Origin of the sequence: Geminicoccus sp., from assembly GCF_035556675.1 — a bacterium.
Taxonomy (GTDB): domain Bacteria; phylum Pseudomonadota; class Alphaproteobacteria; order Geminicoccales; family Geminicoccaceae; genus Geminicoccus.
The window spans coordinates 1-18,546 of the sequence record NZ_DATMFZ010000300.1; the positions used below are offsets into that span (position 1 = coordinate 1).

Sequence of the window (18,546 nt, forward strand, 5' to 3'; positions counted from 1 at the left end):
CCCCGGGCGCATTCGACATAGGTCTCGATCGCTTCGGCGAAGAAGGCGCGGATCGCGGAGACGGCGGTGGGCGCCTCCTCCAGCAGCCGGTTCAGCCGGGAGGCGAAGCGCTGCTCGTAGCGGGCGGCAGCCTCGCGGAACAGTTCCTCCTTCGAGCCGAACGCGGCATAGATGCTCGGGCTGTGCATGCCCATGGCCAGGGCCAGTTCCGCCATGGAGGTGGCCTCGTAGCCCCGTTCCCAGAACAGCGTCAGCGCACGGTCCAGCGCCTCCTCGCGCACGAACTTGCGTGGCCGTCCTCCCTTGTTGCGCTGCTGCACGGCTTCCAACGCGGTGCTCCCCCTACCGCAGTGGATTTGTGACGCTCGTAACAAAACCCGTTGACACTGGCAACGTGGGTTTCATAACGACCGGCACATAACTTTGGGCTGGAGTGTCACCATGAGCGTCGCCAGGACGTCGCGCCGCGGCCTTCTCGCAGGCGCCGGTGCGCTCGCGGCAGCATCCCTTCCGGCCGGACCGGCATGGGCGGCCGCCGGATCGTCGCAGGGCGACCTGCAGGGGGCAGGCTTCTATCGCTTCCGCCTGGGCGAGCTCACCATGACCTCCGTGAGCGATGGCGTGTTCCACGCCGAGCCGGCCCAGCCGATGCTGGCGCCAGACGCGCCCCCCGCCGACTTCGCGGCGGCCCTGCGCTCCAGGTTCCTCTCGCCGGAGGCCGTGGATCTCCAGGTCAACACGCTGCTGGTCGATGACGGCCGTCGCAAGATCCTGATCGACACCGGGGCCGGCGCCTATCTCGGGCCGAAGTTGGGCCGGCTCACCGACAACCTCCGCCAAGCCGGGGTCGAGCCCGGGGAGATCGACACCGTGGTGATCTCCCACGCCCATGAGGACCATGTCATGGGCGTGCTCGACCCGGACGGACAGCGGGTCTTCCCGAATGCCGACTACGTGGTGGGCGAGGCCGAGTGGGCCTACTGGACCGGCCGGGCCGCTAAGGACGAACGCGGGCTGGCGGACCCCTCGCGGCGGGTCCCGCCGATCCGCCGCCAGCTGGCCTCCATGGCCGACCGGCTCCGCCTGGTGCGGCCGGGCTACCAGGTGGTGCCCGGCATGGTCGCCTTCGCCGCATTCGGCCACACGCCGGGCCAACTCACCTTCATGATCGAATCGGCTGGCGAGCGCCTGCTCTACGCCGCCGACACCGCGCACCACCACGTCCTGGGTCTGCGTTATCCGGAATGGCATGTCGGCTTCGACCAGGATCCGGTGCTGGCGGTCGCGATCCGGCGCCGGACGCTGGACCAGGCGGCGATCGGCCGCCATCTGGTCCTGATGCCCCATTTTCCGTTTCCTGGCCTCGGCCACATCGTGCGTAGCGGGCGCCGCTACGCCTGGATTCCGGTCGAATGGCGCTGGTAGGCGGTCGCCAGATCCGTGCCATGAGCCCGGCCAGTGAATTCCGGGCAGCATGTCCAGTATCCGCCAAAATACATTCCCAATCATGTCCAACCCGTGATCGTCCGACGTACTGCCGTCCAATCTCCGGCGCACGCATGCCGGTGGCCGGCACTGCGTCGGGTCTGCGTCACTCTCCATCTCGATGCGCCACAGATGCCGGCGTGATTGCTTTGACGCCCCTGCGCCATTAATAGAGCGTCGGTGCTGCGGACCGTGACGGGTGCTTCGCCGGAATAGCGCATGCACGCTTCGCCTCGTCGATAGAAACTTCACTGCCGGGATTGAGAGATGGCGCCGATCAACGTGCTCTGGCTGATCGACCACGTCTGCTATGACGGCAGTCTACATGGCGGCGGCCGGTTATTCATGAATCTGGCCCCGATGTTCGATCCTGCCGAGGTGAAGATCTTCCCCTACTTCTTGCGCGCCAGCGACGAGGTGGTGGAGCTGTTCAAGACGGCACCCTTGAAGGTCGTCAACCTGAACAAGGGCAAGTACGACCTCACCACCCTCACGACCATCACCTCGCTGTGCAAGCAGCACGAGATCGACGTGATGCACCTGTTCTGCTACGCGGCCTCCACCTTCGGGCGGCTGGCCGGCAAGCTGAACGGCGTGCCCACCGTGGTGCACGACTTCGACACGCAGATCTATTTCCCCTACCCCACCTATCTGAAGGTCGCCGACCGGCTGCTGGCGTCCTCCACCGGCCACGCTCTGGCCGCCTCGCCAATGTGCCGCGACTATATGCGCGACGTGCGCCGCCTGCCGGCCGATCGCCTGTCGATCATGCCCCATGCGATCCCCGAGGCGCGCTTCGAGGCGGCCCGCACGGTGACCCGCGAGGCCGCCCGCGCCGAACTCGGCTGGGGCATGGACGAGAAGGTGTTCATCTGCCTGACCAAGCTCGGGCCCGAGCGCGGCAACGAGCACCTGATGCGCTCGTTCGCAAGAGTGCTGGCGGAGCGGCCGGAGGCCCGGCTGGCCTTCGTCTACAAGCCGACCTACTACCACCGCACGCCCAAGGAATATGAGGGCATCAGCTGGATCCGCGACACGGATTACATGCTGAACGAGCTGAAGAAGCTGATCGCGGAACTCGGCATCGGCGCTCGGGTCGACCTGATCGAGCAGCTCGACCAGGCGACCGCCTACATGGCCGCTGCCGATGCGGTGGTGGTGCCGTTCCAGAACGAGCGGTTCAGCTCGGTGCACCTGCTGGAGGGCTTTGCCCACGGCCTGCCGGCGATCGCCACCGATCTCGGCGAACAGAAGGAGCTGCTGGCCCATTCGGCGGCGGGCGTGCTGGTCAAGCCGGACGACGAGGCGGCGCTGGCCGCGGCGATGATCGACATGATCGACAACCCGGACGACCGGGCCCGCCGTGCTGCCGCCGCCCGCGAGGTGGCCGACCGCCACAGCGTGCGCGCCAACGCCGCCGGCCTCGCCCGGATGTATCGCAGCCTCGCCCAGGCCGCACCGGTCGGTGCCGCCACGGCCGGCGGGAGAAGCTGAGATGCTGCTCGGTGCCACGGGTGCTTTGTCCCGTCGCCAGGACCAGAAATGGTCGGCGGGGACTGACGGCGCCCGGCTGCTCCAGGCCGAAGGCGCCGCCCTGGCCGTGCTGCCCTGGCAGGTCCAGGCACTCGATGCGCTCGACCGGGTGGCGAAGGACGCGGCCAGCGGCTCCTGGCTGGCCCTGTCCGGCCGGCCGATTCTCGCCTCGGCCCGCGAGGACGAGGCGGCGGGCGACCTGGCCGGCCGGGTGCTGGCCAGGCTCATCGAGCGCGGCACCGCGGCGCTGAACGAGCTGGACGGCGTGTTCGCGCTGGCCTGGTACGACGCCCCGGCGCGGCGGCTGGTGTTGGTGCGGGACCGGTTCGGCTCGGAGCCGCTGTTCTGGGCGGAGCGGCCGGACGGCGTGCTGTTCGCCTCGCGGATCCGCGACCTGCGCGCCACCGGCCTCCTGGCCGGCGGGCTGGACGGGCTGGGCCTCGCCGAGTTCCTGACCTACTGCTACGTGCCGGGCACGGCCACGCTCGACAAGGGCGTGCGCCGGGTGGCGCCGGGCAGCCATGTCACGATCGAGCTGGCCAGCGGCAAGGCGACGGAGGCGGCCTGGTACCGCCTTTCCTTCGCCGACCCGGTGGCGCCCGACGAGGCGGAGATCGCCCGGAACTTCCGTGAGCTGCTGGAAGCGGCGGTGGTCCGGCGCATGACCACCACGCCCGTCGGCATCATGCTGTCCGGCGGAATGGATTCCAGCTCGACCGTCACCTTCCTGCGCCGGCACGAGGCCGGCACGATCCGGAGCTTCGCCTTCTCCTGCGCCGGTGCCGGGTTCGACGAATCCCACTATGCCGCGCAGCTCGCCAAGGAGCTGGGCACGGAGCACGAGACCGTCCGCTACGGCGAGGCGGAGGCGCTGAGCGTCGCCGATGTGTCGGCCGCGTCGGAGGTGCCGTTCACCGATGTCGGCATCAACGAGGGCAGCTGGATCGTGGCGCGCGCCGCCTCGGGCAAGGTGCCGTTCCTGTTCACCGGCGACGGTGGCGACGAGCTCTGGGCGAGCCACCCTGTCTATGCCGCACAGAAGCTGCTGGCCCCCTACGATTCGCTGCCGGTCCCGCAATTCGTCCACAAGGCACTGACCGGTGCCTTCAACCTGTTCTCCGACAGCGACCAGAAGCGCGACCTGAAGGTCAAGCTGAAGCGGATCCTGCCGGCAGCCGGCCTGCCCAAGGCGATCGGGCCGTTCCGCTGGCGCGCCTATTACGCGCCGGACGACTTCCCGGCCCTGCTCACTCCCTCGGCGCAGGGTCTGGTCCGCGGCCAGGACCCGTTCGCCAGCGTGGTCGCCTCGTATGGGGGCTATGACGGCCCGGACGACGGGCTCTCGCCGCACCTCTATTCCGACTACACCACCACCTCGACCTATTATTTCAGCCGGCTGATGCTGCTCCGTCATTTCGGCATCGAGTACCGCCTGCCCTTCTACGACCGGGCGCTAGTGGAATATGGTGCCCGCATCCCGGCCAGGCTGAAGCTGGAAGGCATCGAGCGGACCAAGCGGCTGTTCCGCCAGGCGATGGAGGGGGTGCTCCCCGACATCATCAACCACCGCAAGGACAAGCTCGGCCACTCCGTGCCGATGAAGAACTGGCTGCGCGAGACCGGCCCGCTCTGGCAGTGGGTGTCCGGCCAGCTCTCGCCCGACGCGGTACGCCGCCGCGGCCTGTTCCAGCCGGCGGCCGTCCAGCGCCTGATCGACGAGCACCGTGCGAAGCGCCACAACCACTCGCACCGGCTCTGGGCGATGGCGGTGCTGGAAGCCTGGCTGCGCGTCCATCATGATGGCGAGGCTTCCGTCCCGGAGCGGCAGGCGGCCTGAGCCGGCTCCGGCCCCGCACCGTATTTTTGCACGAACGAACCCGAGGCCATGGATCCAGACCGCACCGATCAGCGCCCGGACAGCGCCCTGCTGAGCAGCACCCTGTCCACCCGCCTGGAGGGCGGCAGTGCGATCGCCACCTACCAGGACATGATGGTCGGCAGCCGGTCCTGGCTGAAGCTGATCCAGCATGAGCTGGTGGTGGGCTTCGGCGGCGCCCTGCCGGGTGCCCTGGGCTTGGCGTTCCGCAAGCTGTTCTGGAAGCGCCTGTTCCACGCGTGTGGCGGCAATGCGGTGTTCGGCCGGGGCGTGGTGCTGCGCCAGCCCCTCAAGATGCGGATCGGTGCCCGGCTCCTGGTCGACGACGACACGCTGCTGGACGCCAAGGTGGCGCCGGTCGGCGGCTTCGTGCTGGGCGACGACGTGCTGATCAGCCGGGGCTGCACGGTCGTTGCCGCCGAAGGGCCCTTGCGCCTCGGCAACCGGGTCAGCATCGGCAATGGCTGCACGATCATGGCGGGCAGCGGCGTGGAGATCGGCGACGATACCATGCTGGCGGCCCACTGCTATATCGGCGGCGGCACCTATCTGACCGACCGCCGCCTGGACCAGCCGATGCGTACCCAGCCGGGCTTGGCTGGTCGGGTGGTGATCGGGCCGGACTGCTGGGTGGGGGCGGGTGCCATCGTCCTGTCCGGCGTGACGGTCGGCAAGGGTGCCGTAATCGGTGCCGGCGCCCTGGTGGCGCGCGACGTGCCCGACTATGCGATCGTCACCGGCGTCCCGGCGCGCCTGCACCGCCTGCGCCGCCCGGCAGAGACGCCCGTGGAAGCCCTTGCCGCCGTAGCCGAGCCGTGACCCTCCCGATCGCTCAGCCCGACCTGGCCGAACCCGATCCGGCCGACAGCACCCCTGCCCGCGCCACGGGTGGGGTGAAGGCGCTGGCCAGGCAGGCGCTGCGCTGGCTGCGCATCCCGGTCAGCCTCCTGATGCTGGCCTACCTGCTTCATCTCGTGGAGCCGGCCCAGGCCTTAGCGGTGCTGGCCAATGCCGATCCCTGGCTGGTCCTGCTGGTGGCGCTGATGGCGGTGGGCGACCGGCTGTTGGGTGCCTTTCGCTGGTACATGCTGTTGCGCGGCAAGCATGTCGACGTGAGCTTCGCGCCGCTCGCCCGGCTGACCTTCGTCAGCAACTTCATCGGCAGCTTCCTGCCGGCCGGCGTCGGGATCGAGGCTGTGCGCGTCTATGGCCTCTCCAGGCACACGGCCGACCTGGCCCTGGCCCTGTCCTCGGTGATCGTCGAGCGCGTCCTGGCCTTGGGCGCGCTGGTGGTCCTGGTCGTGCTGGGCCTCCTGCTTTCCGAGGCAAGCTTCCCCGCCTGGATCGGCCAGTTCGCCTGGGCGGCACTGGCCGCACTGGCGCTGGGCAGCCTCGCCCTGATGATCGGCCCGACCCGGCGCCTGTCGCTCAGCCTGCTGCCCGGCAAGCTGCTGGCGCCGGTGCGGGCGAAGATCGAGGAACTCTATCTGCGCCTGGACGAGTATCGCCACCAGCCGCTCATGCTGATCGGCGCCATCGCGATGGCGCTGTTCTTCCAGCTCTTCCGCGTCGCGACCTATGCGGTGGCGGGGGCTGCGATCGGCATCGATGCCAGCTTCCAGACCTACATGGTGGTGGTGCCGATCGTATCGCTCGTGATGATGGTGCCGATCTCGCTAGGGGGCCTGGGCGTGGGCGAGGCGGCGTTCATCTCGCTGCTGGGCCTGGTCGGCATTCCCCCTGAGCAGTCCTTCACCCTGTCGATCATGGTGCTGGTGCTCTCGCTGGTCGGTACCCTGCCCGGCGGCTGGTTCTACCTGCGCAGCGGCGTGGCGCCAGGACGCCGCTAGCCCTGCCTGCCCTGGCTCAGCCGAGGAACGGGAAGCGGGCCACCACGCGGAACGGCAGGCCCGGCTCCAGCTCCTCGAACACCGCGACCGCGTCCACCCGCAGCGGCTGCTGACAGAACGAGGCCGTGTCTCCTTCCAGGCGCGCACGCACGTCCGGGTCGACCGGAACCTGGCCGGTCAGCGTCAGGTGGAAGCGGAACCGGTCCAGCACATAAGGGTAGCCCCAGGCGCGCAGGTTCGCCTCCTCGATCGCGTCCAGCCCGCGCGCCCGGCGCCGCGCCAGCTCGGCCTCGCCCGGCAGGGCCCGGTAGACGTCGAAGCCGCGCACGCAGTCGGCGGCGAGCCGGTCCATGCGCGGGCTGGGACCCGAGAGCACCAGCGCCAGGAAGCCGTCGAGCTCGGCCAGCTGCAGCGGCGGTGCGGTGAACGGCTCGCGGACCCGGGCGAACTCCTCGACCGCGGCCATGAAGCTTTGCGGGTCCTTGTCCTCGCGCATGCGGAAGGGTGGCTTCAGGGTCGCGTGAAAGCCGTAGCGCCGCGGCGCCTCCACCAGGGGCCGCAGGGCCGGATCGCCCTGGTACTCCACGCCGGAGACCGGGTCGCGGCCCAGCCAGCGGCAGGCCCAGCGCCACAGATTGGAAGCCGGGTCGGGGCACCAGTAGAGCGCATAGCGCGCGGTCAAGCGATCCTCCGCCCTTCTTTCCACACCGCCATCGCCCGCGTCGCCGAGCCCACCTCGCGGGCCTGGACCAGGTCGGCCCGCAGCCCCACCGCGATCCGCCCGCGATCTGCCAGACCCAGCACCCGGGCCGGCGTCGCGGTCACCGTCGCCACCGCTTCCGGCAGCGGGCGCTCCAGGCGATGATGCATGAGGAAGGCTGCGGCGAGCAGGCTGGTCGGTACGTAGTCGGAAGAGAAGCAGTCGAGAAGCCCCTCCTCGATCAGATCCGCGGCACCGACATTGCCGGACTGCGAGCCGCCCAGCACGAGGTTTGGCCCGCCCATCACGTTGATCATGCCATGCTGTCGCGCTGCCCGGGCCGCCGCCAGCGTGGTCGGGAACTCCGACACGGTGAAGCCGTCGCGCACCGCCTCCTCGACATGCCCGACCGTGGTGTCGTCATGGCTGGCCTTGACCAGCTTCCGGTGGGCGAACAGCCGCAGCAGCTCCTGCTTGTGCCGCTCGGCATACCGGGCCTGGAGCGCCATGCGCTCGGCCAGCTGCGCCTCGAACTCGGCCAGGCTCTTGCCGCTGCGGCCCAGCTGGAACTGCCGGTACTTCTCGATGTCGTGCCACTGCCGCTGGCCCGGCGTGTGGTCCATGAAGGAGATCATCCTCAGGCTCGGCTCGTCGACCAGCGGGGCCGCCAGCGCCACCACGTTCGGATCGGTCACTTCCAGGCGCAGGTGCAGGAGATGGTCACATGCCAGCGCATCCCGCCCCTTGGCATGCTCGATCGCCTGCAGCGACTGCTCCATCAGTTCCAGCCGCTCGCGCTTCTCGCCATAGATGCCGACGCAGATCGCATCGCACACCGTGGTGATCCCGGCCTGCGCCATCTGCCCGTCATGGGCCAGCACCGCGGCATCCGCCGGCCAGCGCACCTTGGGCCTGGGCTCGAAGCAGCGCTCGAGATTGTCGGTATGCAGCTCCACCAGGCCCGGCAGCAGCCAGTCCCCACCCAGGTCGACCGTGCCCGGCAGGGTGGAGGCGCCCTCGCTGATCGCGGCGATCTTCCCGCCCGCCACCGCGAGGCTGCCATGAACGACCTCGTGCTCGAGGACGATCCGTGCGTTCGTGACGACGAAGTCGCTCATGCGGCCCGATCCACCCCTGCCAGTTCGACGATCCTCGTGGCGATCGCATCGCGCGCCTGCCGGTCATGCAGGATCGCCAGCATCGCCGCCCCTTCTGCCAGCCGCTCGCGCACCAGCTCCACCACGATCGCCCGATTCTCTGCATCGAGCGAGGCGGTGGGCTCGTCGAGCAGCAGCACCGGGTAGGGATGAACGAAGGCGCGGGCAAGGTTCACCCGCTGCTGCTCGCCGCCGGAAAAGGTCGCAGGCGGCACCTCCCACAGGCGCTCGGGCAGCCGGAGGCAGGCCAGCAGGCTGCGCGCCCGCTCCAGCACCGGCTCGCGCGGGCAGCCGAATGCCAGCAGTGGCTCGGCCACCACCTCCACCGTCGGCACGCGCGGCACCACGCGCAGGAACTGGCTGACATAGCCGAGCGTGCGGCGGCGCACTGCCAGGACCTCGCGCGGGCCGGCGCTGGCCAGGTCGATCATCGCCCCGTCATGGCGGATCAGGATCCGGCCCCGGTCCACGCCGTAGGAGCCGTAGATCGCGCGCAGCACGGTGGACTTGCCGATCCCGCTGGGCCCGTCCAGCACCACGCACTCCCCGGGTCTAACCGCAAAGCCCAGCCCCGCCAGGACCGGCAGCCGCACGCCGCCCTGGAGATGCAGGGTGAAGGTCTTGCCGATGCCCTCGGCGATCAGGGAAGGCTGCATCGGTCAGGCCGCCAGGATCGAGCTCACCAGGAGCTGGCTGTAGGGATGCTGTGGATCGTCCAGCACGCGGTCGGTGAGGCCCTGCTCCACCACCTGGCCTCGGCGCATCACCAGCATCCGGTGGGACAGAAGGCGCGCCACGGCCAGGTCGTGGGTGACGATGACGACGGCCAGATCCAGCTCCGCCACCAGCCGGCGGAGCAGGTCCAGGAGCCTCGCCTGCACCGACACGTCCAGGCCACCGGTCGGCTCGTCCATCAGGACCAGGCGCGGCCGGGTCACCAGGTTGCGGGCGATCTGCAGGCGCTGCTGCATCCCGCCGGAAAAGGCTCGCGGCAGGTCGTCGACCCGGCTCCGGTCGATCTCGACCCGGTCGAGCCAGGCCAGCGCCTCGGCGCGGATCCGGCCGAAATGCCGCCAGCCGACCGCCATCAGTCGCTCGCCGATATTGCCGCCGGCGGAAATGTTCAGCCGGAGCCCGTCGCGCGGGTTCTGGTGAACCAGGCCGAACTCGGTCCGCGCCAGCAGCCGCCGCTCCGCCTCGGCCATCTGCAGAAGGTCGACATCTTCCCCATTGCGCAGGCGGAACCGGACGCTGCCGCCATCCGCCGGTACATGCCCCGCCAGGCAGCTCAAGAGCGTGGTCTTGCCCGAGCCGCTCTCCCCGACGATGGCCAGTACCTCGCCCGGCCACAGGTCGAACCCTGTAGGCTTCAGCGCCTGAAGGTCGCCATAGGACTTGGCGAGGTCGCGGACCTCCAGGAGCGGCAGGTCGCGCACGCTCATCGCCCGGCCTCCATGCGGTCCCGGCGCTCCCGGCAGAAATCGGTATCGGAGCAGCAGAACAGCCGGCCGCCCCGGTCGTCGGTCACTACCTCATCGAGGTAGGATTTGGTCGAGCCGCACAGGCCGCAGGGGCGGTCCCAGCGCTGCACCTCGAACGGGTGGTCCTCGAAATCCAGGCTCTCGACCGTGGTGTGCGGCGGGATCGCGTAGACCCGCTTCTCCCGGCCGGCACCGAACAGCTGGAGGGCCGGGCAGTCGTGCAGCTTGGGATTGTCGAACTTCGGGATCGGCGACGGGTCCATCACGTAGCGCCCGGCGACCTTGACCGGGTAGGCGAACGAGGTGGTGATCCGCCCCATCCGCGCCACGTCCTCGTAGAGCTTGACGTGCATGGCGCCATAGTCCGCGAGGCCATGCATCCGCCGGGTTTCCCGCTCGCGTGGTTCCAGAAAGCGCAGCGGCTCCGGGATCGGCACCTGGAAGACCAGGATCTGCCCGGCATGCAGAGGCCGTTCCGGGATGCGGTGGCGGGTCTGGATGACCGTGGCTTCCGCGGTGCGCTCGGTGGTCGCGACCCCCGCGGTCCTGGCGAAGAAGGCGCGGATGCTCACCGCGTTGGTGGTGTCGTCCGCCCCCTGGTCGATCACCTTCAGCACGTCGTCCTGACCCAGCAGGGCCGCCGTCACCTGGATGCCGCCCGTCCCCCAGCCATAGGGCAGCGGCATGTCGCGGCTGGCAAACGGCACCTGGTAGCCCGGGATCGCCACCGCTTTCAGGATCGCCCGGCGCAGCATCCGCTTGGTCTGTTCATCCAGATAGGCGAAGTTGTAGGTGCTGCTCATCGCTCCCCACCCTCCTCCCCGGCGCCTTGCGCGCCATCGACCGGGGCGGCTGCCTCCCGCATCCGGCGGATCGTCTCGAGTTCGCCCTGGAAATCGACATAATGCGGCAGCTTCAGATGCTCGACGAAGCCGGACGCCTGCACATTGTCGGAGTGGTAGAGCACGAACTCCTGGTCCATGGCCGGCCCACGACGCTCCTGGCCGTCGGCCGCGTTGCGCAGCGCCCGGTCGACCAGGGCCATGCCCATGGCCTTGCGCTCCTGATGGCCGAACACCAGCCCGTAGCCGCGGGTGAACTGCGGCGGCTCGGTCTTCGAGCCCAGGAACTGATTGACCATCTCGCACTCGGTCAGCTCGACCTCGCCGATCACGATGGGAAAGCCCAGTTCCTCGGGCTCGACCACCAGGTCGACCGTGCCGACCCGCAGCTCGCCCACGAAGGGATGGGTGGAACCAAAGCCGCGCTGGGTCGAGTAGCCCAGCGCGAACACGAAGCCCTCGTCACCGCGGGCCAGGTTCTGCAGCCAAGCATCGCGCCCCACCGGGAACAGGAGTGGCTCCCGGGTGAGATCCGTGGGCTCGCCGTCTCCTGCCGCAGGTTCCGGCTGGATCATCCCGTCCGCGTCCAGGATGTCCATGACGCGCGGCACGGCCGGATCGACCGGCTGCTCCGCCGTGGCGGCCGGCGTGATCTCGGCATCGGTCCCGGCCAGCGTCTCGTCGAGCAGCCGGTGGGTATAGTCGAAGGTGGGGCCCAGGATCTGGCCCCCCGGGATGTCCTTGAAGGTCGCCGAGACCCGCCGCGTCACCCGCATGCCTGCGGTCTCGACCGGCACGGAAGCGGCAAGGCGCGGCAAAGTGGTGCGGAACGCGCGCAGGAGGAAGGCCGCCTCCACCGTGTCGCCCCTCGCCTGCTTGAGCGCCAGGGCCGCCAGATCCGGATCGTACAGCGAGCCTTCGTTCATGACTCGGTCGCAGCCCAGCGCCAGTTGCTCGCGCAGCTGGGCAGGGTCCAGCTCCGGCAGGTCCGGGTCGCCGCGGCGTTCCTCCGCGAGCCAGCGGTGCGCGTTGCGGATCGCCCGCTCGCCGCCCTTGACCGCGACATACATGGCTCAGGCCTCCACGTCGGTGCTGCGCGGCAGGCAGGCGACCGACCGCCCGGCCGCCAGCACGAGATCCACGCCCAGCGGAAAGCGCCGGCGGTTCGCCTGCAGGCCCGGGACGAAGCCTTCGGGCACGCCGCCGATCTCCAGGCGGGCCGTGCCGGCGATGCCCGGGCCGCGCAGCTTCAGCCCGGCACCGGCGGCCAAGTGGTCCACCTGGAGGATCACGGTGCAGCTCCGATCGGGATAGTCGTGGCTGCCCTGAGCAAAGCGCTCCAGCGGCAGCAGGCTGGACGCCCGGGTCACCACCGCGAACGCCGCCTGCCCAGGCTCCGCCACCGTCCGAGCACCGATATGGAAGCGGATCGACTGGCTGGCGTCCGGGTAGTCGCCATCCAGCCAGACCGGGCTGTCCCCGTCGACCAGGCCCAGCAGCAGGGCATAGGCGGCCGGCACCAGCGGCTCCGGAGGGGCCGGCAGCCCGCCGCGCAGCACCACCACCGAGCCTGGCCGGCTCATCGCCCAGAGCAGGTCACGGAACTGCATCTGCGCATCATGCACCGGATCCGCCAAGCCAGCCGCGATCCTGCCCATCGGCTCAGTCCTCCCCGCGTACCAGGGTGAAGAATTCGACGCGGGTGGCCGCGGCCTTACGTGCGGTGGCGGCACGCCGCGCGGCGAGAGCTGCCTCCAGTTCCGTCACCGCCGCGTCCACCGCCAGGGCCGGCGCCGACTGCAGCAGGGCGTCCAGCCGGGCGATCAGGCGGGCCCGGCCGGGCCGCCGGCCCTGTACCCAGCCGATGCCGACCCGGTCATCGCCCGAGCGGACCGCACAGCGGGTGACCGTCACCTCGCCGAGATTGAAGGCCGCCCCGGTGCCGCCGGCCCGCCCCCTCGCCATCACCAGCCCTACTTCCGGGGCACGCAGCAGCTCGAACGCGGCATCGTCGACGCCGAAGCTCTGGCCGAACCATTCGGCCTCGGCATCGGTCGCCATGGCCAGGGCCTGCAGCCAGCGCGCCCGCAGTAAAGGAAGCTCGCTCATCATCTAAACGTCTAGATGAATCTCCACGGCAGAGTAGCCCATCGTCGGCAGATGTAAACGGCTTGGTCGTGACCGGTTCATGACGGGCTGCCCCCTTCCGTCCCGGGCTGGACGGCCGGTCCCTGCCCCGCCTAGCCTCGCCCCGCATCGCTTCGAACCCGCAGGACGTCCGCCCGCTTGTCTTCGCCACTGCCCGACCAGACCACAGCACCGCCCGCCGAGCCAGGCAGCCTCGCCCGCGGCCAGGGCGTGGCACTGTGGCGGCAGATCGAGAGCGCTCTGGAGCAGGCCGTTCTGGCCGGTGCCTTTGGTCCGTCCGGCCGGCTGCCCCCGGAGCCCGAGCTGGCGCGGCGGTTCGGGGTGAACCGGCACACCGTGCGCCACGCGGTCAAGGCCCTGGCCCTGCGCGGCATCCTGCGCATCGAGCAGGGCCGCGGCACCTTCGTCGACCAGCCACCCATCGACTATCCGATTGGCGAGCGGACCCGGTTCTCCGCCAACCTGGCGGGCCGCGACCGGCTGCCATCCCGCGTCACCCTGGCACTCGACCGGATCGTGCTGGACGCGACGGTCGCGGCGCTGCTCGGCGTGCCGGCCGGTTCGGCCGGCCTGCGCCACCGTACCCTCGCCTCGGCGGACGGGCTGCCGCTGGCACTCGGCACCCTCTTTCTCGCCACCGAGCGCTTCCCCGACTCCTTCGCGGCTTTGACGGCCAATCCCTCGATCACCGCCCTGTTCACGACGGCGGGACAGGCCGACTACCGGCGCGCCTGGACCCGGATCCACACCCGCCCACCCTCGCCGCAGGAGGCGCTGGATCTGCAGCAGCCGCGCGAGCGGCCGGTCCTGGTGACGGAGGCGCTCGACCAGAGCGCCGCGGGCGAGCCGCTCGCGTACAACTGCACGGTTTGGGCCGGTGAGCGGGTGACGCTGACGGTCGGCGGCTGAACGTTCAGAGCCAGCCCTTGCGCTTGAAATAGAGGTAGGGCGCGATCGCCGAGATCACCATCAGCCCCAGCGCCATTGGGTAGCCCAGATCGAAGCCGAGCTCCGGCATCACCTCGAAGTTCATGCCGTAGATGCTGGCCACCAGGGTGGGCGGCAGGAACACCACCGCGGCCACCGAGAAGATCTTGATGATCCCGTTCTGCTCGATCGAGACCAGGCCCAGGATGGCGTCGAGCGCGAAGGTGACCTTGTTGGTGAGGAAGGAGGCGTGGTCGGAGAGCGAGATGACGTCGCGGCTGATCGTCTTGATCCTGGTCTGCAGGCCCTTGCGGTCCTTGACCTTGAAGGCGGTGGTCGCGAACGCGACCAGCCGGCCGAGGCTCACCAGGCTTTCGCGCGACTTGCCGATCATCAGCCCGTCCCGGCCCACCCGCGCCAGGAGTTGGCGGTAGTCGCGCGCCTGCCGTGCCGCCTCCTTGGCATCGGTGGTGAACACCTCCCGGCTGACCCGGTCGAGGTCGGCGCCGATCCCCTCCAATATGTCGGCCAGCCGGTCGACGATCGCCTCCAGCAGGCCGACGAACACGGTCTCGCCCGAGTTCCAGGCCAGCGGGTTGCGCTGGATCTGCGCGGCGGCGGTCCGAAACGGCAGCGGGTCGGCATAGCGCAGAGTAACGAGCCTCGGCCCCACCAGGATGAAGGTGACGGGTGTCAGCTCCGGGCTTTCACTCTCCGCGCGGCACAGGAGCATCGCGGTCATGAAATGGGCGTCGGCTTCCTCGTAGAGCCGCGAGGACGCCTCGATCTCGACGATCTCGTCGCGGGTGGGCACGTCGATGCTCAGCATGTCCTCGACGAACCGCACCTCGGCCGGGCTGGGCTCCAGCAGATCGATCCAGATCACCCGGCTGCGGACAGCCTCGTCGCAGACACCCTGCATGACTTCGACCGAGCTGCCGGTGGCAAGGTAGAGGCGCATCATGGCTGGCATCGCCTCCGGTCTGGCAGGTGGGCGGAGCCCCTGTCCGCCAGCATTGCCGGCCTTGTCAAGCCGGCCGCTAGGTGCCCACCCTGAGCCGGTTCCAACGGCCCGGCGGGACGGCTATAGGAGCCGCTGGCCGACGGTTTCACCAGGGGAATTTCTGCACTTGCGGCTCCTCCTCCTGCTTGCCCTGCTTCTGGGTGCTGCGCTCCACGCTGCCCCGGTCCACGCCCAGTCCGTCGCGATCGAGGATCAGGCGGATGGCGTCCGGCTCGACCTGGAGGATGCTCCCCTGCAGGACGCGATGAGCGCACTCAGCGAGCGGTTCGGCTTCACGGTACGGATGGTGCGGCCGAGCGAGGCACGCCTGACCGGCAGCCGCACCGGCAGCGCGCTGGACCTGCTGAACTGGGTCCTGGCCGGCCATGACCGCGCCATCTTCATGGACCGGATCGGCGACCGGGAGCATATCAGCCGGGTCGTGGTGTTCGGCCCGTCCGGGGCGGCACCACCGGTCACCCCGACCGCGCCGGACGAGGACTATCACCCGGATGACGGCTACGAGGAGCCGCTGCCGGAGGAGGAGATGCCACCCGTGCCGCTGGACGGCGGGGTCGACGACTACATGCCTGATCCGTCCATGGCCGAGTAGCGGCCGAGCAGGGCCATGGCGAAGCCGGCCGCGGCGAGCCAGGGCCCGAACCGGATCTCCCGTCCGCCATCGAAGCGGCCGCCGCCTTGCAGCAAGGCGGTCAGCAACGCGCCGCCTGCGGCCAGCACCACTACCCAGGGCAGCTGCACCAGTCCGACCCACAGGCCGAGCGCGCCCATCAGCTTGACATCTCCCCCACCCAGGCCGCTGCGGCCGCGCAGCGACTCGTAGCCGTACGCGATCGCGGCGAACGTGCCGGCCGCGGTCAGCCCACCCAGCAGCCCATCCAGCGGAGACGGTGCCGCCGGGTCGAACCACAGCGAGAGCAGGCCCGAGACGAGCAGGGCCAGGTTCAGACGGTCGGGAAGGATGCCGTGCAGCTGGTCAATGGCGGCCAGCAGCACCAGGAGCCAGCCGGCCAACAGCAGCCAGGGCCAGCTCGCCGGCTGGGCCAGCAGCACCACGATCACTGCGACCGCGGCGGCGGCCAGCTCCACCCAGGTTTCCAGAAGCGGGACCGGCCCGCCGCAATAGCGACAGCGGCCGCGCAGCAGGAGACGGCTGACGATCGGGATCAGGTCCGGGGTACGCAGGGTCGTGCCGCAATGGTCGCAGGCCGAGCGGCCAGAGCAGGCAGCGGCGGCGCCCTGCGGCCAGCGCCGGGCAACCGTGGCGAGGAAGCTGCCGACACAGGCGCCTGCAGCCCCCATGACGGCAGCGATCAGGACGAGCCGGTTCAGCCGCGGGCCTGGTTGCCGGCACCTTCCGGTGCCAGCGACGCGCCTGGGCTGAGCCCGCGGATCGTGCCGCGCTCCACCGGCCCCGGCACGATCGGCTTGGAGTTGAAGCCGCCAGTGATCCCGCGCATCCGGTCGCGGATCTCGCGGCTGATGGTCGCCGCGTCCTGCGCGTCGCGTACGATGCGCGGGGTCAGGAACACGATCAGCTCGGTGCGCCGGCCGACCCGGTTGTTGTTGGCGAACAGGTCGCCGATGCCGGGAATGTCGGACAGGAGCGGAACGCCGTTGCGCTGGCGCTCCTCGCCGTCCTCGATCAGGCCGCCCAGCACCACGGTCTGGCCGGAGCGCACCGACACCGCGGTCTGGATCTTGCGCTGGTTGATGGTGGGCGTGAGGCTCTGCTCGCCGGTTTCCGTCTGCACCACGTTGGAGACCTCCTGGGAGATCTCCAGTGCCACCGACCCGTTGCCGCTGATGCGCGGCTTCACCGTCAGGATCACGCCGGTCTCACGGTACTGGATCGTGTTGACCGTGCGCGAGTCGGTATCGTCGCCCTCAGCCTGCCGGATGGTGACCGGCACCTCCGCGCCCACGTTGAGCGACGCTTCCTTGTTGTCCTGCACCACCAGGGTCGGCGAGCTCATCACCCGCACGTCGGTGACCGAAGAGAGGGCATCGAGCGCGATGATCTGGTCGTTGCCGCTGTTGAACAGGAAACTGAAGCCCGGGAAGGTATTGCGTGGCCGGGCGGTATTCCCCGACACGAAGCCGAACCGGAAGTCGCCGTTCTCGAAGAAATACTGCACACCGTAGCGCAGGCGATCGTTCAGCTGCACCTCGGCGATGGTGGCGTCGATCACCACCTGGCCGGGTGGGCTGTCGAGCCGACGCGCGGTCGCCTCGATCATGCGGTACATGTCGGGCGTGGCACGGATGACCAGCGTGTTGTTGGTCTCGTTCGGCACGATCTTCACCTGCTGCAGCCCTTGCGGGCCGGCCAGGCCAGATGCGGCGGTGCCGCCGAAGTCGAGCTGTGCCGCGTCAGCCAGCGCCAGGTCTGGCTGCTGACCAGCGTCGATGTTCGGCACCTGGCCGCTGTCCACGGCACTGCCCGGCGGCTGGGTCGTACCGAGCGGCTGGCCGAGCGCACCGCCCCCCTCCGAGATCACCGCGGCCAGGGTCGCCGCCATGGCCGCGGCCGGCGTATACTGGAGCTGATAGATGTTGAGCTGGGTACCGACGCTGCTGCCGGCATCCAGCCGGTCCACCCAGTCCTGCGCCCGTTCGACCCCTTCGGTGTCGCTCGACACAACCAGGACCGCGTTCAGGCGCTGCATCGGAATGAAGCGCATACCTTCATAAGCGGTGAAATCCTGCGCCGCGGCGGCCCCACGCACGCCGAAGATCGCCTCCAGCTCGGGGATGACCGCTTCCGGCGTGGTGTTCTCCAGGGGGAAGATGCCGACCGAGCGGCCGGCCAGCCAGTCCACGTCGACGTCCGCGATCGTGTCGACCACGGTCTGCCGTTCCTGGGCCGTGCCGCTGACCAGCATCAGGTTGCGCGACATGTCGATCCGGAGATCGTCCGGATTGGCGATCAGCGGCCGGGCGAACTCCTGGGCGGTGATGGCCGGGACGTGCCGCAGCGGGATGATGGTGACGCCGTAGCCGGGCTCGATGCGTGCCGGGGAATCGCCAAGCTGGGCCACCCCGGCCCGGCCCACCGCGTTCTGCATCTGGACGACCGCGTAGCCGCCGCCTTCCTGCACCAGCGCGGCGTTGTTCTGCCGCAGCACCGTCTCGAGCGTCGCCAGGAGGTCGTCGCGGCTCATCGCCGCCGAGGTGGAGAGGGTGACCGAACCCTGGATGGCGGGGTCCACCGTGTAGTTCAACTGGAGCACGTCGCCCAGGATGGTGCGCACCACCTCGCGCAGGTCGGCACCCTCGAAGTTGAGCTGCACCCCGGCCCCGTCCGGGCTGACGACGGCGCCGGACCCAGCCGGACGGCGCTGCGTGGTGTCCTCGGCCCGGTAGATGCGCGCCTGCGGCGGCGCGCCCCGGCTGACACCCAGATCCAGCGGCTGCTGAGATAGTGCCGGCTCCTCGGGCGGCGGCGCAAAGTCGAGGTCACGCACCTGGTCGGTGATGGAAGCCTGCCGACCAGCCTGATCGGAAGCACAGCTGACGAGCA

Annotated in this window: 19 protein-coding genes; 7 read left to right on the plus strand and 12 right to left on the minus strand. The window is 69.8% G+C overall.

Translation table 11 applies throughout. The features are described 5' to 3' along the window. Positions 1-320: helix-turn-helix domain-containing protein (locus tag VNS22_RS20830; protein WP_325735937.1), on the minus strand; the 320-nt coding region annotated here is incomplete at its 3' end. 121 nt (positions 321-441) lie between these two features. Here VNS22_RS20830 and VNS22_RS20835 point away from each other — a divergent pair. The 5 genes from VNS22_RS20835 to VNS22_RS20855 all read left to right on the plus strand — a co-directional run bounded on the left by VNS22_RS20835 (position 442) and on the right by VNS22_RS20855 (position 6,744). Then, positions 442-1,425, plus strand: a complete 984-nt coding sequence (locus VNS22_RS20835; RefSeq protein WP_325735859.1) for an MBL fold metallo-hydrolase — start codon at positions 442-444, stop codon at positions 1,423-1,425. A gap of 327 nt (positions 1,426-1,752) precedes the next feature. Next, positions 1,753-2,979, plus strand: coding sequence for a glycosyltransferase family 4 protein (locus VNS22_RS20840; RefSeq protein ID WP_325735861.1), 1,227 nt, complete (start codon positions 1,753-1,755; stop codon positions 2,977-2,979). Between the two features lies 1 nt (position 2,980). Next, entirely contained in the window at positions 2,981-4,855 is a 1,875-nt protein-coding gene (locus VNS22_RS20845) for an asparagine synthetase B family protein (protein ID WP_325735863.1), read from the plus strand. A 48-nt stretch (positions 4,856-4,903) separates the two neighbouring features. Then, on the plus strand, positions 4,904-5,713 hold the full coding sequence (locus VNS22_RS28425; RefSeq protein WP_349261856.1) for an acyltransferase: 810 nt from the start codon (positions 4,904-4,906) through the stop codon (positions 5,711-5,713). Then, the gene (locus VNS22_RS20855; protein ID WP_325735865.1) at positions 5,710-6,744 is read left to right on the plus strand and encodes a lysylphosphatidylglycerol synthase transmembrane domain-containing protein; all 1,035 of its coding nucleotides are present in this window, start codon (positions 5,710-5,712) and stop codon (positions 6,742-6,744) included. The genes VNS22_RS28425 and VNS22_RS20855 overlap by 4 nt, the downstream gene beginning before the upstream one ends. Before the next feature lie 16 nt (positions 6,745-6,760). On the opposite strand, the gene VNS22_RS20860 is transcribed toward VNS22_RS20855, so the two are convergent. Genes VNS22_RS20860 through phnG form a run of 8 tightly spaced genes read right to left on the minus strand, consistent with a single transcriptional unit; the run spans position 6,761 to position 13,033 of the window. Further along, the gene (locus VNS22_RS20860; protein WP_325735867.1) at positions 6,761-7,426 is read right to left on the minus strand and encodes a DUF1045 domain-containing protein; all 666 of its coding nucleotides are present in this window, start codon (positions 7,424-7,426) and stop codon (positions 6,761-6,763) included. Continuing rightward, positions 7,423-8,562 (minus strand): alpha-D-ribose 1-methylphosphonate 5-triphosphate diphosphatase, encoded by a 1,140-nt coding sequence (locus tag VNS22_RS20865; protein ID WP_325735869.1) that lies wholly within the window; start codon positions 8,560-8,562, stop codon positions 7,423-7,425. The genes VNS22_RS20860 and VNS22_RS20865 overlap by 4 nt, the downstream gene beginning before the upstream one ends. Next, complete coding sequence (gene phnL / locus VNS22_RS20870; RefSeq protein WP_325735871.1) at positions 8,559-9,257, minus strand: phosphonate C-P lyase system protein PhnL; 699 nt, start codon at positions 9,255-9,257, stop codon at positions 8,559-8,561. Before phnL ends, VNS22_RS20865 begins: the two co-directional genes overlap by 4 nt. 3 nt (positions 9,258-9,260) lie before the next feature. Beyond that, positions 9,261-10,043, minus strand: a complete 783-nt coding sequence (phnK, locus tag VNS22_RS20875) for a phosphonate C-P lyase system protein PhnK (RefSeq protein WP_325735873.1) — start codon at positions 10,041-10,043, stop codon at positions 9,261-9,263. Beyond that, positions 10,040-10,885: an alpha-D-ribose 1-methylphosphonate 5-phosphate C-P-lyase PhnJ gene (locus VNS22_RS20880; protein ID WP_325735875.1), complete on the minus strand. Its 846-nt coding sequence runs from the start codon at positions 10,883-10,885 to the stop codon at positions 10,040-10,042. Before VNS22_RS20880 ends, phnK begins: the two co-directional genes overlap by 4 nt. Continuing rightward, entirely contained in the window at positions 10,882-11,994 is a 1,113-nt protein-coding gene (locus VNS22_RS20885; protein ID WP_325735876.1) for a carbon-phosphorus lyase complex subunit PhnI, read from the minus strand. The genes VNS22_RS20880 and VNS22_RS20885 overlap by 4 nt, the downstream gene beginning before the upstream one ends. Before the next feature lie 3 nt (positions 11,995-11,997). Continuing rightward, complete coding sequence (phnH, locus tag VNS22_RS20890) at positions 11,998-12,582, minus strand: phosphonate C-P lyase system protein PhnH (RefSeq protein ID WP_325735877.1); 585 nt, start codon at positions 12,580-12,582, stop codon at positions 11,998-12,000. Positions 12,583-12,586: 4 nt separating this feature from the next. Continuing rightward, positions 12,587-13,033 (minus strand): phosphonate C-P lyase system protein PhnG, encoded by a 447-nt coding sequence (gene phnG, locus VNS22_RS20895; protein WP_325735879.1) that lies wholly within the window; start codon positions 13,031-13,033, stop codon positions 12,587-12,589. A gap of 177 nt (positions 13,034-13,210) precedes the next feature. On the opposite strand from phnG, the gene phnF reads away from it, so the two are divergent. Further along, positions 13,211-13,981 carry a phosphonate metabolism transcriptional regulator PhnF gene (gene phnF / locus VNS22_RS20900; protein WP_325735881.1) on the plus strand — a complete coding sequence of 257 codons (771 nt, stop codon included), beginning with the start codon at positions 13,211-13,213 and terminating at the stop codon, positions 13,979-13,981. A 4-nt stretch (positions 13,982-13,985) separates the two neighbouring features. On the opposite strand, the gene VNS22_RS20905 is transcribed toward phnF, so the two are convergent. Then, positions 13,986-14,963, minus strand: a complete 978-nt coding sequence (locus tag VNS22_RS20905; protein WP_325735883.1) for a magnesium transporter CorA family protein — start codon at positions 14,961-14,963, stop codon at positions 13,986-13,988. A 166-nt stretch (positions 14,964-15,129) separates the two neighbouring features. On the opposite strand from VNS22_RS20905, the gene VNS22_RS20910 reads away from it, so the two are divergent. After that, positions 15,130-15,615 (plus strand): hypothetical protein, encoded by a 486-nt coding sequence (locus tag VNS22_RS20910; RefSeq protein WP_325735885.1) that lies wholly within the window; start codon positions 15,130-15,132, stop codon positions 15,613-15,615. Here VNS22_RS20910 and VNS22_RS20915 read toward each other — a convergent pair. Both VNS22_RS20915 and gspD read right to left on the minus strand, forming a co-directional pair. Then, entirely contained in the window at positions 15,585-16,325 is a 741-nt protein-coding gene (locus VNS22_RS20915; RefSeq protein ID WP_325735887.1) for a prepilin peptidase, read from the minus strand. The genes VNS22_RS20910 and VNS22_RS20915 overlap by 31 nt on opposite strands. Positions 16,326-16,351: 26 nt before the next feature. Next, entirely contained in the window at positions 16,352-18,490 is a 2,139-nt protein-coding gene (gene gspD / locus VNS22_RS20920; protein ID WP_325735889.1) for a type II secretion system secretin GspD, read from the minus strand. Between the last annotated feature and the right edge of the window lie 56 nt (positions 18,491-18,546).

Bases quoted from the DNA above. Each gene is read 5' to 3' on its own strand.
- VNS22_RS28425 (WP_349261856.1), top strand. From the start codon at position 4,904: ATGGATCCAGACCGCACCGATCAGCGCCCGGACAGCGCCCTGCTGAGC.
- VNS22_RS20835 (WP_325735859.1), top strand. From the start codon at position 442: ATGAGCGTCGCCAGGACGTCGCGCCGCGGCCTTCTCGCAGGCGCCGGT.
- phnL (WP_325735871.1), bottom strand. From the start codon at position 9,257: ATGCAGCCTTCCCTGATCGCCGAGGGCATCGGCAAGACCTTCACCCTG.
- phnK (WP_325735873.1), bottom strand. From the start codon at position 10,043: ATGAGCGTGCGCGACCTGCCGCTCCTGGAGGTCCGCGACCTCGCCAAG.
- phnH (WP_325735877.1), bottom strand. From the start codon at position 12,582: ATGGGCAGGATCGCGGCTGGCTTGGCGGATCCGGTGCATGATGCGCAG.
- VNS22_RS20840 (WP_325735861.1), top strand. From the start codon at position 1,753: ATGGCGCCGATCAACGTGCTCTGGCTGATCGACCACGTCTGCTATGAC.
- VNS22_RS20845 (WP_325735863.1), top strand. From the start codon at position 2,981: ATGCTGCTCGGTGCCACGGGTGCTTTGTCCCGTCGCCAGGACCAGAAA.
- VNS22_RS20865 (WP_325735869.1), bottom strand. From the start codon at position 8,562: ATGAGCGACTTCGTCGTCACGAACGCACGGATCGTCCTCGAGCACGAG.
- VNS22_RS20885 (WP_325735876.1), bottom strand. From the start codon at position 11,994: ATGTATGTCGCGGTCAAGGGCGGCGAGCGGGCGATCCGCAACGCGCAC.
- VNS22_RS20880 (WP_325735875.1), bottom strand. From the start codon at position 10,885: ATGAGCAGCACCTACAACTTCGCCTATCTGGATGAACAGACCAAGCGG.
- phnG (WP_325735879.1), bottom strand. From the start codon at position 13,033: ATGAGCGAGCTTCCTTTACTGCGGGCGCGCTGGCTGCAGGCCCTGGCC.
- VNS22_RS20915 (WP_325735887.1), bottom strand. From the start codon at position 16,325: ATGGGGGCTGCAGGCGCCTGTGTCGGCAGCTTCCTCGCCACGGTTGCC.
- VNS22_RS20905 (WP_325735883.1), bottom strand. From the start codon at position 14,963: ATGATGCGCCTCTACCTTGCCACCGGCAGCTCGGTCGAAGTCATGCAG.